This window comes from Vreelandella sp. H-I2, from assembly GCF_052959335.1.
In genome coordinates this window covers 256683-270126 of the sequence record NZ_JBRAMC010000001.1, presented here as the reverse complement: position 1 = coordinate 270126, position 13444 = coordinate 256683, and the positions used below count along the sequence as shown (strand labels likewise).

The 13444-nt window shown below is 56.8% G+C and carries 8 protein-coding genes; 4 read left to right on the top strand and 4 right to left on the bottom strand.

Annotated features, from left to right (window positions below; all coding sequences use genetic code 11):
• Positions 1-13 precede the first annotated feature (13 nt).
• Positions 14-1666 (bottom strand): sodium:solute symporter family protein, encoded by a 1653-nt coding sequence (locus ACUVOF_RS01350; protein ID WP_447042649.1) that lies wholly within the window; start codon positions 1664-1666, stop codon positions 14-16.
• A gap of 518 nt (positions 1667-2184) precedes the next feature.
• Between ACUVOF_RS01350 and katG the strand changes: the two genes are divergently transcribed.
• Positions 2185-4386 (top strand): catalase/peroxidase HPI, encoded by a 2202-nt coding sequence (gene katG, locus ACUVOF_RS01345; protein WP_447042648.1) that lies wholly within the window; start codon positions 2185-2187, stop codon positions 4384-4386.
• 153 nt (positions 4387-4539) lie between these two features.
• Here the strand turns inward: katG and ACUVOF_RS01340 are convergent, their stop codons facing one another.
• Complete coding sequence (locus ACUVOF_RS01340) at positions 4540-5499, bottom strand: AraC family transcriptional regulator (RefSeq protein WP_447042647.1); 960 nt, start codon at positions 5497-5499, stop codon at positions 4540-4542.
• Between the two features lie 398 nt (positions 5500-5897).
• Here ACUVOF_RS01340 and ACUVOF_RS01335 point away from each other — a divergent pair, with 398 nt between their 5' ends.
• On the top strand, positions 5898-7082 hold the full coding sequence (locus ACUVOF_RS01335; RefSeq protein WP_447042646.1) for an efflux RND transporter periplasmic adaptor subunit: 1185 nt from the start codon (positions 5898-5900) through the stop codon (positions 7080-7082).
• Positions 7083-7088: 6 nt separating this feature from the next.
• Positions 7089-10271 carry an efflux RND transporter permease subunit gene (locus ACUVOF_RS01330; protein WP_447042645.1) on the top strand — a complete coding sequence of 1061 codons (3183 nt, stop codon included), beginning with the start codon at positions 7089-7091 and terminating at the stop codon, positions 10269-10271.
• Here the strand turns inward: ACUVOF_RS01330 and ACUVOF_RS01325 are convergent.
• Positions 10244-11185, bottom strand: a complete 942-nt coding sequence (locus ACUVOF_RS01325; protein ID WP_447042644.1) for a sodium-dependent bicarbonate transport family permease — start codon at positions 11183-11185, stop codon at positions 10244-10246. The genes ACUVOF_RS01330 and ACUVOF_RS01325 overlap by 28 nt on opposite strands.
• A 107-nt stretch (positions 11186-11292) precedes the next feature.
• Here ACUVOF_RS01325 and ACUVOF_RS01320 point away from each other — a divergent pair, with 107 nt between their 5' ends.
• Positions 11293-12252 carry a LysR family transcriptional regulator gene (locus ACUVOF_RS01320; protein ID WP_447042643.1) on the top strand — a complete coding sequence of 320 codons (960 nt, stop codon included), beginning with the start codon at positions 11293-11295 and terminating at the stop codon, positions 12250-12252.
• Positions 12253-12412: 160 nt separating this feature from the next.
• Here ACUVOF_RS01320 and ACUVOF_RS01315 read toward each other — a convergent pair whose 3' ends face one another.
• Positions 12413-13441 (bottom strand): trans-3-hydroxy-L-proline dehydratase, encoded by a 1029-nt coding sequence (locus tag ACUVOF_RS01315; RefSeq protein WP_447042642.1) that lies wholly within the window; start codon positions 13439-13441, stop codon positions 12413-12415.
• Positions 13442-13444 lie beyond the last annotated feature (3 nt).

Sequence of the window (13444 nt, the reverse complement as noted above, 5' to 3'; positions counted from 1 at the left end):
TGCGACGCAGGGTTTAGGCCTGGGTAGCTGGCTTGGCAGGGTCGTAGTTGATAACGCGCTGATCAATTTGCGAGAAGTCGAATTTGCTGGAACTCATCAGGCTGACACCGATGCAGACAATGGTGCTGACGCCATAGGCCATTAAGGAGGCCATCAGTACCGTGTAGTCTTGCAGGAAGCCGATAAAGAAGTAGGCCAGCACGATAGCGCTGAGTGCACCCACGATTAAACCGACCCGGCGCCCGCAGAAGCCGAAGGCCATCAGGCCGAGCACCACACCACCGCCTACGGCGGCGAGTAACTCAAACAGCCCGGCGATCACACCGGCCATGGGCAGCAGCTCAAAGCGCGCGACGCAGAACATCAGCAAGCCCGCAATCACTGCCGAGGTGAAGGCCGCATTGGTTACCCGGCTCCAGAAACAGCTGGCGATGACCGGGAATACAATCGCGCCCCACAGCGCGCCAACGAAGACCAGCATGATCAGAATATCCATCGAGAAGCTGGCGAGAATTACCCCGATTAACGTCGCGACAATCATGGTCAGCCTGCCGATGAATAGCATCTTGGTCGGGTCGGGCTTGTTTTTAGCGATGTTCTTGCCGTACACATCGGCCATTACGATCGCGGACATAGCGGAAAGGTCCGAATCGGCAGTCGAAGAGAGCGAGCCAATGACCAGGATAAAGAACAGCCCGATGAACATCGGCGAGAGGTACATTGATACCATCTGCGGGATCAGGTTATTCATGTCGCCATTGATCGGCTCCATGCCGGTCATTAGTGCCATCAAACCAATCATACCCAGGCCGATTACGATCGCGCCGTAACCAATGGTGGCGGTAATAAAGGTCGGTTTAATGTGGTCTTCACGCACGGCAAATAGCCGCTGGGAGATGGTCTGGTTACCAATGGCGTAAGCCAGCACCGCCACGAAGAAGGGAGCTCCCTGATTGAGAATGGCGTCCATTGAAAAAAGGTTCGCCTGCTCTGGCGTGAGGAGACTCATGCCATCCGAGAGTGTTTGCGGGCCGCCGAGTGCGAACATCACCGCTGGAATAATCAGGATGGCAACGGCCATCATCGCCATTAACTGGGCAAAGTCAGTCAGCACCGAGGCGCGGAAGCCCGACCACAGCGTATAGCAGAGCACCCCGACCCCGGCGATGACGACACCGGCCTGGAAGGAGAGTGGCGAAAGTACCGAGACCAGTGCACCGGAAGCCGTGAAGTTAACCATCAGGCTGATGATGCTGCCCAAGATGTTGGAGGAGGCTAGAATCAGCTGGCTGGAAGAACCATGGCGGGCGTGGATAAGCTCACCCAGCGTATGCGCGTTGGGCGCCAGTTTGCGAAAGCGTCTGCCAAAGGGATAGATAAACAGGATCATCAAGGCGCCCCACAGCCCGTAATGCAAGGGGCCGGAAATGCCGTAGGTATATCCTGAGGTGGCGGCGCCGTAGAACGAGGCTGCCCAGATCCAGGTAGCGGTCATGCTGGCTGCGCCAAGACCGAAACCGATCTGATGATTGGACACCATGAAGGCGTCGGTATTTTCCTTTTTCTTCTTGATCAGCAAGGTCAGCAGGTAAGTGCCGCCGTAAAAGGCTACAAGCAAGGCGAGCACGGTTAGAGTCGAGAATTGATAGAAATTTTCTTCGTTCATTGAATACCCATAGGCTTTGCAGCCCTAGCATCCTAAATAGCAACCACAGTTCCCTTTACGGGGTGGCCGCGACAGGACGTAAGCAAAAAACAGAACATCTTTCTAGGTATGTCTGTAGCGAGGTGAGACTGCGGTTGGCAGCCTAGTAGTGCAAAAGTCAGGCGTTGGAAGCGCCTTAATAGGGAGGCGGATAAACGCACACAGCGAGCTACAACAAAGCGCTGGGAGAGTCGATCCAGATAGCTACCCTACTCGCTAATGGTTGAACAGTACAGGTAGAGTGCGCTGGTACGACGTGATCATAGAGGAAGTTTATTGGCTTTTAGAGTATTCCTGCTTAACTGAAGTACATTCACCGGCTTGAAATCTACAAAGTCGAATTCTTCAATGGCTCTTGAGCAACTAATAAATTTTCCCAATGGTACTTATAGCCATTGGGAGAGCTTTTGATACTTAACGCGATCCAGCGTTATCGTCTAGACTGCTTTTGAGACCATCGTTTAGCCGAGGAGAATAACGTGTCTGAACAAAAGCCTACACGCCAAGAGTGGGGGGCACGCACGACCCCGCGTCTGCAAGGCAACGAGCACTGGTGGCCCGACCAGCTCAACCTTAACGTTTTGCACCAGAAACACCCAGACGCCAACCCTTTCGGCGAAGGCTTTCGCTATGGTGAGGCATTTGCGCAGCTTGACGTCGACGAACTGAGTGCCGATGTCGATGCGTTGATGACCGATTCCCAGGAGTGGTGGCCTGCCGACTGGGGGCATTACGGCCCGTTCTTCATCCGCATGTCATGGCACGCGGCGGGCACCTACCGGGCGCTTGATGGCCGCGGTGGCGGCGGCACCGGCGCGCAGCGCTTCGCCCCGCTCAACAGCTGGCCGGATAACGGCAACCTGGATAAGGCGCGCCGCCTGCTGTGGCCGATCAAACAGAAATACGGCGAGAAACTTTCCTGGGCCGATCTGTTGGTCTTCGCTGGTAACCGTGCACTTGAAACCATGGGCTTTAAGACGTTCGGTTTTGGCTTTGGCCGTTCTGATATCTGGGCACCGGAGGATGATATCTATTGGGGCCCCGAGGCCGAGTGGCTCGGGACTCAAGACGAGCGTTATACCGGCAGCTTCGAGGACGGCAGCCGGGTTCTCGACAACCCGCTCGCCGCGGTTCAGATGGGGCTGATCTACGTTAACCCTGAAGGTCCTAACGGCGTGCCGGACGCGGCGAAGTCGGCGATGGATGTACGTGAAACCTTCGCCCGGATGGGGATGAACGATCGTGAAACCGTGGCGTTGACCGTGGGGGGGCACACCTTCGGTAAGATGCACGGCAACGGGCCAGCGGATGCCGTCGGCGGCGCGCCTGAAGAGGCCAAGCTCCACGAGATGGGGGTCGGCTGGGCAAACAAACACGAGACCGGCCTGGGTGAGTACACCATTACCTCAGGGCTTGAAGGCGCCTGGACCCCCACGCCGACCAAGTGGGATAACACCTACCTGGAGACGATTTTCTCTCACGAGTGGGAGGTCAAGAAGTCACCCGCTGGGGCAAACCAGTGGGAGCCGGTAGAGGTCAAGGAAGGGTTCTGGGTGCCCGATGCTCACGTCGAAGGCAAAAAGAATCCACCGGTGATGAACGCCGCCGATATGGCGATGATTGTCGATCCGGACTATCTCAAGATATCCAAAGAGTACCGCGAGAATCCGGACGTGCTTGCCGACGAGTTCGCCCGCGCTTGGTACAAGCTGTTGCACCGCGATATGGGACCGCGTGCCCGCTACCTTGGTCCGCAGGTGCCCAACGAGGTTCTCGTCTGGCAGGACCCGGTACCTGAGCACGAAGGACCGTTGGTTAATGACGAGCAGATCACTGACCTAAAACAGGCAATCGCTAACACCGGGCTGACCGCCAAGCAGTTGGTCAGTACCGCCTGGGCTTCAGCCTGTACTTACCGCCAGACCGACCATCGCGGTGGCGCCAACGGCGCACGTATTCGTCTTGAGCCGCAGGTCGGCTGGGATATCAATGTGCGCTCCGGCGTGGCGGATGTGATTGATCAACTCGAGAAGATCAAGAACGACTCCGACGCCAACATTTCCCTGGCGGATATGATCGTCCTCGGCGGGAACGTGGGGGTTGAGAAGGCTGTTAAAGCGGCCGGGTACGACCTCACTGTTCGGTTTATCCCGGGCCGTACCGATGCGACCCAGGAGATGACCGAGGTCGACACACATGCCTACCTGGAACCGAGGCATGATGCGTTTCGCAACTATATGCAGGCGCAGTCGACGGGCATTCCTGCCGAGCATCTGATGATCGACCGGGCGTTTATGCTGAACCTAAGCGCACCGCAGATGGCTGCGCTTGTGGGCGGTATGCGTGCCATCGGTGCCAACGCCGATGAGGATAACACCGACGGTATCCTCACCAACCGTCCGGGCCAACTGACGAATGATTTCTTTGTCAATCTCATCGACATGGGCACTGTTTGGGAGCCGATCGATGAGAACGAGGAGCGCTTTGTGGGAAGGGACCGTAAATCCGGTGAGACCAAATGGACTGCTTCGCGTGTCGACCTCGTTTACGGCTCGAATTCTCAGCTACGTGCCATTGCGGAAGAGTACGCCGCGGCAGGAGGCGAGCGCTACATGATCGATAAGTTCGTGTCTGGTTGGGTAAAAGTAATGGAGAACGATAGGTTCGACCTGCACCGCTGAGTGACAGCCCCGCGGCAAAAACGCGGATGTCGCTGGTGAAAGACACCCCGGCGTTGGATAACCATCCAGCGTCGGGGTGTTTTGTTTTATGTCGGAGTGCTTTTTTATGAAGAAAGGTTGGCAATACTGAGTATTTATTAGACTGAGTATTTACTAGGCGCTCTCTGACGCCACAGCGAACCCCCGCAGTTGGCTGACATCCGCCCGAGGCGGGGCGCCGAACATACGGCTATATTCGCGGCTGAAGTGGGAAGGGCTTTCATAACCCACTCGGTAACTGGCGGTGGCCGCTTCCAGCCCCTCGGCCAGCATTAGCCGTCGGGCCTCAAGCAGGCGTAGTTTCTTTTGATATTGTAGCGGTGACATTCGCGTGACTTGCCGGAAACTGTGATACAGGGTGGATTCGCTCATGTTGGCGGCGGCTGCCAGCTCGCGGATTTTTAGCGGCTGGGCGTAGCGCTCTTTAAGGGAATAGATGACCCGCGCAATGCGGTGGGCCTGGGAATCGGTGGCGGTGAAACGACGCATCCGTGGCCCTATTTCCCCCATCAGCGCTCGGTAGATCAACTCCCGCCGGGCCAGAGGAGAAAGCACCGGAATGTCTTCCGGTGTATCGAGCAGGCCCAGCAGCCGATAGAGCGCGCCCTGCATGCGGTCATCCATGGGCGCCGAAATAAGCCCGCAGTCCATCTCGGAGCAGATGGAGTCAGTGCCTGCTGGCGGTGCCTTATCGCCGAGCTCCAGTATCAGCCCGGCCACCTCCTGGGGATCCACCGAGACTTTTACCGCAAGGTAAGGCTGCTCAGGTGTCGCATGGTCAACTCTACCGAGCATGGGTAGATGAACGGCGCTTGCCATATAACTGAGGCCGCTGTAGGCGATTTCTTTATCACCCAGTTGCACGGTCTTACTACCCTGGATGACAAAGCACAGGCAGGGTTCATACACGGCACAATGAAAGCTAGTGGCGGCGTCAGCGCGAATCAGTTGGACCTCGGCAATCGCCGTGTCCTGAAGCGCTTCCAACGGCGCCCAGCGACGGGCGATTTTGCTCAATTGCTGCGGCAGGCTGCCGCTACAATGGGTGATCTGCTCAGGTGCGATAACGGTCACGGGCTCTCCTCCTTAACACCTAGCAGTATAGGCCTCCGTTTCATGAATCGGTGGCTTTTTCATCTGGTTTTGCAGAATCAGGCAAGTACCCCGTAGAAACCGACAATGCCAACCGCGTGTCATCAAGTTGTCATTATGCCTAGGCATGGCAATCAGCTGACATCTCGACTAGCCAGCCTGTTTAACGCTGTCCCTGCCTCGACAGGATTGGGCAATTTTCCCGTAGGAACCTGATACCTCCCACCTTCTCTCTTCACCTATGTTAGCTGATATCCGGTCGGTGCTTGGTCCCTGGTCGAATCCGGCGCTGCTTAACCGACTACATAACTGCCAACGCGATACCCATCTAAATAACGAACGCTGCTATCGAATGCCGATAGCCATGGGAGCAAGTCATCATGGGAAGTTTGTCTCAAAGAGCCCGCTTTGCAAGCAGCCGAGGGGTGATTCCGTTTTTGCTAATAATGACCTTACTGGCTGGTTGCGAGGCCAAGAGCGAGGAGGCGGCAGCGCCTTCCTCGCCGCCGCCGGAAGTCGACGTAGCGCAAATCGTCGCTCAGCCGGTGGTGTTAAGTGAATCGTTTACCGGGCGGGTAGAAGCCGCAGAAACGGTTGAATTAAGGCCTCGGGTCAGCGGCTATATCCAGGAGGTAGCGTTTGAAGAGGGCGAGCTGGTAGAGCAAGGGGCTCTATTGTTCCTGATCGACCAGCGGCCTTACCAGGCCCGGGTCGGCGCTGCCCAGGCGGATCTTGCCCAAGCCAGGAGCCAACTGGCCCAAGCGGGAAGCGAAGCCGAGCGCGCCCGCGTGTTACTGGGGCGCCAGGCCATTTCCCAGGAAGTGCATGACCAGCGTCAATCGACCCTGAACAATGCACGCGCCATGGTGGATGCCGCGCAAGCAGCGTTAGAGTCTGCCGAGCTGGACCTTGAGTACACCCGTATTACGGCGCCAGTTAGTGGCCGCGTCGGTCGGGCCATGGTGACGCTGGGCAATCTGGCGAACGCCGATCAGAGCCTGCTGACTACCCTTGTGAGCATTGATCCGGTTCACGTTTACTTTGAAGCCGATGAGCAGGCCGCGTTTGCCAGCCAGACACTATTGACCGGTGACGCGCCGAACAGCCTGACGATCGAGCTGGGCGGCGACCCGCAACGCCAGTACAAAGGCACCCTGGACTTTATCGACAACCGCTTAAACCCCAATACAGGCACCCTGCAATTCCGGGCGGTGCTGGCCAACCCGGATGGGCGCATTCGCCCTGGGGAGTTTGCCCGGGTCGACATGCCTGTCGCGCGTTTAGAACAGGCGGTGTTGGTGGACCGCAAGGCAGTGTTGACCAACCAGGATCGCCGCTATGTCTATGTCGTCGATGAGAACAACTTAGCCGAGCGGCGCCAGGTAACGACAGGACGCCAGGTGGCAGAGCGAACGGTCATCACCGAGGGGCTTAACGCGGGTGATCGAGTCATTGTTAACGGTGTGCAAAAAGTGTTCTTCCCCGGAATGGAAGTGAGCCCGCAAAGCGTAGCTGCCACCCCGGCGGCTGACGACCAACCCACCATTGCTGCCAGGGAGGACTAAACCGCCATGAACTTCTCCCGTTTCTTCGTGGACCGACCGATCTTTGCGGCGGTGTTGTCGATTATTATTCTAGCGGTGGGGCTGATCTCCATTCCCAACCTGCCGATTAGCGAATACCCGGACGTGGTGCCGCCCTCTGTGGTGGTGCGTACGGTTTACCCTGGCGCCAACCCGAAGGAGATCGCCGAAACAGTCGCTACGCCGTTGGAAGAATCCATCAATGGCGTCGAGGACATGATGTACCTCAAGTCCGTGGCGGGCTCTGACGGCGTGCTGCAGATGACCGTCACCTTCCGCCCCGGCACCGATGCTGAGCAGGCCGCTGTCCGGGTGCAGAACCGCGTTAGCCAGGCCGAGGCTCGGCTGCCGGAAGCCGTGCGTCGACAAGGTGTTACTACCCAGAAGCAGTCGCCGACGTTTCTGATGGTCGTTCATTTGACCTCGCCCAGCGGTGAATACGACACCCTCTACCTGCGCAACTATGTGCGGCTGAATGTCCGTGACCGCCTGGCCCGGCTCGAAGGGATCGGTGATGCGCAAATATTCGGAGGCGGGGATTACGCCATGCGTGCGTGGCTTGATCCCGACCGCATAGCCGCCCGCGGCCTAACAGCCAGCGATGTAGTGGGGGCCATGCGTGAACAGAACGTGCAGGTCTCCGCCGGGCAGTTAGGCGCCGAACCCATTGAGGAGAGTGACTTCCTAACGTTGATCAATGCCCGTGGGCGGCTGGAAACGGTGGAGGAGTTTGGCGACATCGTACTAAAGCGTGGCGACAGCGGCGAAATCCTCAGGCTTTCCGATGTGGCGCGGCTGGAAATGGGCGCCGGGGACTATACGCTGCGCTCACAGCTGGATAGCAATAGCGCGGTGGGTGTGGGGATCTTCCAGGCACCGGGTGCCAATGCGCTAGAGATTCGCGAGCAGGTGATCGCCACCATGGATGAGCTTTCCGAGCAGTTCCCGGAAGGCGTTGAGTATGAAGCGGTCTATGACACCACCATCTTCGTGAATGACTCCATCAAGTCAGTGATCGCCACCCTGCTGGAAGCCGTGCTGCTGGTGGTGCTGGTCGTCACGCTGTTCCTGCAGACCTGGCGTGCATCTATTATTCCGTTGCTGGCGGTACCGGTCTCGGTGATCGGCACCTTTGGCGCGCTCTACCTGTTGGGTTACTCCATCAACACGCTGACCCTGTTTGGTCTGGTGCTCGCCATCGGTATCGTGGTGGACGACGCTATCGTGGTGGTGGAAAACGTGGAGCGGAACATTGAGGAAGGCCTAAAGCCGCAAGCAGCCGCTCATCAGGCTATGCGAGAAGTCTCCGGCCCTATCATTGCCGTGGGGCTGGTGCTGTGTGCGGTGTTTATCCCGATGGCTTTCCTTTCTGGGGTCACCGGTCAATTCTATCGGCAGTTCGCGGTAACGATTGCTATCTCAACCGTCATTTCCACCATTAACTCGCTGACCCTGTCACCTGCGCTGGCGGCGATGCTGCTCAAGCCGCATAACGCGCCTAAAGATCGTCTCACCCGCATAATCGATAAGCTGTTCGGCTGGATTTTTCGTCCCTTTAACCGTTTCTTTAACGCCAGTTCCAACAAGTACCAGGGCGGCGTGGCCCGCTCCCTAAAGCATCGTGGCGCGGTGTTTGTGGTCTACGCGCTGTTGCTGCTGGGCACCGGCGTAATGTTCAAGGCGGTGCCGCCTGGCTTTATTCCGGTGCAGGACAAGCTTTACTTGATTGCAGGCGTCATCCTGCCGGAAGGAGCCTCTCTGGAGAGAACCGATCAGATGCTCCAGGATGTGGTGGACATTGCCATGGAGACCGAAGGTGTGGAGCATGCCATTGCCTTTCCTGGCTTGAATGCGCTGCAGTTCACCAACACTTCCAATACTGGGTTGTCCTTTCTCACCCTCAGCGCTTTTGGTGAGCGTAGCCTGAGCGCTGCAGAGATAAACGCCCGCATCAATCAGGGCATTAGCGGTTTGAAAGAGGGATTTGCGTTCTCCTTTATGCCGCCCCCGATTCTCGGGCTGGGCAATGGTTCAGGCTTTCAACTGTTTATTGAGGATCGCGGCAACCTTGGCTATGGAGCATTGCAGGAGGCGCTTAACCAACTCCAGGGCGCGATTGCGCAAACACCGGGTATGGGCTTTCCGATCAGCAGCTATCAGTCTAACGTGCCCCAGTTGGATGCCGAAGTGGACCGGCTGAGAGCCAAAGCACAAGGCGTGCCTCTGACTGAGCTGTTTGACACTCTACAAACGTATCTTGGCTCGACCTATGTGAATGACTTCAATCGATTTGGCCGAACCTGGCAGGTAATCGCCCAGGCGGACGCCCCTTACCGGAGCAGCATTGAAGATATTGCTCGGCTGCGTACCCGTAATGATCAGGGGGAAATGGTGCCGATTGGTACGATGGTGGATATCAGGCAAACCTTCGGCCCGGACCCTGTGTTGCGCTACAACGGCTATCCGGCGGCGGATTTGGCCGGCGAGTTCGACCCCCGCGTGCTCTCTTCCGCGCAGGCAATGGACGCCATTAACGCGCTGGCGGAAGAGGTGCTGCCCCCGGGCATGGCGCTGGAGTGGACCGACCTGAGCTACCAGCAGTCTACTCAGGGTAACGCCGCGCTGTTGGTTTTTCCGCTGTCGATTCTGCTGGTATTCCTGGTGCTGGCGGCGCTTTATGAGAGCTGGACGCTCCCGCTGGCGGTGATTCTGATCGTGCCCATGTCGATGCTGGCGGCGCTGATCGGTGTCTGGTTTGGCGGGGGTGATAACAATGTCTTTGTTCAGGTGGGGCTGGTAGTGCTGATTGGCCTGGCGTGCAAGAACGCTATCCTGATTGTGGAGTTTGCCCGTGAGCTGGAACTGCAGGGTAAGGGCGTGGTGGAAGCGGCCCTGGAAGCCTGCCGGTTGCGGCTAAGGCCCATTATCATGACCTCGATTGCCTTCACGGCGGCGGTGTTGCCTTCGGTTATTGCCACCGGCGCAGGTGCCGAGGTTAGGGCGGCACTGGGTACCGCAGTGTTTGCCGGCATGATCGGTGTCACCCTGTTTGGCCTGTTCCTCACGCCGGTGTTCTACGTGGCGCTGCGCAAGCTGTCAGGCCCCCTGGTTAGCCATCACAGCGCTACGTTGGATATTCCCTCTCAACCTGCCAGCCATGCCCAGAGTTGATGATAGAGCGGGATGCCGATCAGGACGTTGAAGGGGAAGGTGAGCCCTAAAGATGCCAGCATGGCAAGGCCAATGTTGGCATCTGGAATGGCGGCCCGAACGGCAACGGGGGCGGCAATGTAAGAGGCACTGGCAGTAAGGCTGGCCAAAATAACCGCTGAACCAGCGGGCAGCCCCAGCCAGTACGCCATTAGTAGGCCAAAGCAGGAAAGCACGATAGGTGCCGCTAGCGCGAATATAATCAGGCGGCTGTGCCCCCAACGCAGGCTTCGCAGGGTTTCCGCTGCGACCAAACCCATTTCCAACAGGAAGATGGCCAGGATGCCGTGGAAGGCGTTGGTATACAGACCGGTAACCGATTCACCGGCATCAGGGCCGTAAAGCCAGCCAATCAGTACCCCGCCTACCAATAGAATGACACCGCGATTAGTTAACGTCTCGTGCCACAGCCCCGACGTTGCGGCAGCGGTGCCATTACGGCTGAGCCGCCGGTAGAGCATAAGCCCCAGCATGATAGCGGGCAGCTCAAGCAGCACTAAATAAAGCGTGACTTGGCCACCAGTAACCAGGTTATGTGCCTCTGTATAAGCCAGAGCGACCGCAAAGGTCCCGGCGCTAACCGAGCCGTAGTGTGCTGTGAGACTAGCGCTATCCGCCAGGGAGAGCCGCACCAGATAGCGAACGACCGGGAAGATAACCAAAGGGATCATGATCCCCAGCAGGGTGACCCCGGCCAGTTCAATAAGCAGTGCAGTATTTAAACTGCCGTGCAGGGCCATGCCGCCTTTAAGGCCAATGGTCAGCATTAGCAGCAGGCTTAATATATCGTAAGCGGCTTTGGGAATACTGAGATCGGAGCGCACCACACCGGCCACCACACCCAACACAAAGAACATCACCACAATATCCGGCACGGAAAATCTCCTAATGGGTTTTAAAGCGGTTACTTTAGCGACTCAAAGAGATTGATTAAAACAAATAGAATTTATACTGTTATAGATAATTATCTATGGTGCTAGTGATGAAAGTACGCCAGCTTACATTTCGCTTGCTGCAAGTTTATGCCGACGTCGTACGCACAGGCTCTATTACCGCCACGGCAAATCGACTCCACCTGACCCAGCCAACCGTTTCCCAGCAGTTAAAAAGACTGCGGGAAATCGTCGGCGAGCCTATTGTGCGCCAGGAACAGGGACGCATCGTGCCCACTGAGGTCGGTCAGGCGCTTTATCAGCTAAGCCAAGACTTGCTCAGCCGGGCCGATGTGTTTAGCCAGTACCTTGACGAATACAACAGCGGCGGACGAGGTCATTTTAGTATTGGCTTGGTGAATACAGCGCAGTATGTTTTAACTCGGCTTCTGGGGCCATTTAGTCAGGCTAATCCACAGGTAGATATCACAGTGGAGGTTGGTAATCGTCAGCAGATGCTCAATCGGTTTGAGCGTCATGAAGACGATATTTATGTGTTTAGTCATCCTCCCGCAGACGACGACGTGTTGGCAGCGCCTTTTTTAAGCAATCCTCTGGTCGTCGTAGGTCCTGAGAATTGTCGCTGGGCCGATGTGGACGGCGTCACGATAGAAGCGCTCAAAGAGGAGCGATTTCTGCTGCGAGAGCCGGGTTCCGCGACTCGGCATACGTTTGATGCTTGGCTTTATAGTGAAGGTATTGAGTTGCGCTCAACCCAGCAGATTGCCAGTAACGAGGCGATCCGCTTGGCGGTGGCATCAGGGATGGGTTTGGCGGTGCTGTCGCGACACGTGATCGCGGATTCACCCAAAGGCGTTCAAGAGTTGCCGTTGCAGAGTTTCCCACTGCAAAGCCGCTGGCACTTTGTGGTGCGGCGAGAACGAAGATTGCCGCCCGCCGCCTATCGCTTTTTAAGTTTCGTTCAAGGTTCGCTGGTCCAGGCATTTGACGAGCCGGAAGGGGAAATAGCCGTTGCGAAACTGCTTCAAGCTTTGAAGGCAGAACGGTGACGCTACGGTGAATCATGCAGCGTGATTGGCACTGTAAAATATAGTTGGAAAGAGCTATCCCGAACTAACACATCCCTTGTAATGAGTACCCTCTGTCTGCGGATGCCGCAGGTAGTGGGCGAGTGAATGACTAATAATTCTCGGATGTTTCAGTCTGTGCTTAATCAGTCGGCCAAGTGTCTGAAAGCCGATATCCCTCCGGCCATGGGTCGCTAGGGTCGAGTAAATGTTGGTGAGTCCCTGTAATCCAGGCGCGTCCGGCTAGACTAGGAATAATTGCTGGACGACCCGCTATATCGCATTGGCTTACGATTCGGCATTCAAACTCGGAGCCGATAATAGATCGGCCGATAAAGGTCTCCCCAGCTTTTAATAGGCCCTTTGCGTGCAGCACCGCCATGCGTGCAGAACAGCCTGTGCCGCAAGGGGAACGATCAATCTTACCAGGACGAATCACCACCGCATTTGTGGCGGTTGCTACACCGCTTTCACGGCTGACTGGTGCGGCTATCTGGCAAAAAGATATATGTGACCATTCTGGATTCAATGGATGCGTAAACCCCAGCTGTTCATTGGCAGAATGGGTGATCTTAAGACCGGCGGTGACTAGATCGGCTGCTTCATCAGCATGCAGTGAAAACCCCAGCTGTTGGGCATCGGCGATGACGAAACTATCGCCCCCGTAGGCGGTATCGACTTGCAGCGATCCTATCCCTTCAACCTCGATCCAGCGGTCAATTTTGTCGGCAAAGGACGGTACGTTACGCACTTCAACTTTCTCGGCCTTGCCGTCTCGGCACTGCGCGGTAATCTCAATCAGCCCCCCTGGCGCTTCCAGTACCAAATGGGTGGCAGGCTCCGTCATAGGCAGAATGCCGCTATCGAGCAGCACAGTCGCGACACAGAGCGAATTAGAACCGGACATCGGTGGTGTGTCGGCGGGTTCCATGATAATCCACGCCATCTGGGCACGAGGGTCTTTTGACGGTACCAGTAGATTGACGTGTCGAAATACGCCCCCGCGTGGCTCATTGAGCATGAAGTTGCGCAGGGTTTCATCGTGTGCAATCCAGCGTGATTGCTCCCATAACGTATCGCCAGGTGGGGGTGCGACGCCTCCTACGATGACGTCTCCGACTTCTCCCTCGGCATGACAGCTGACAACATGGATGACTTTGCTTGAACGCATGTA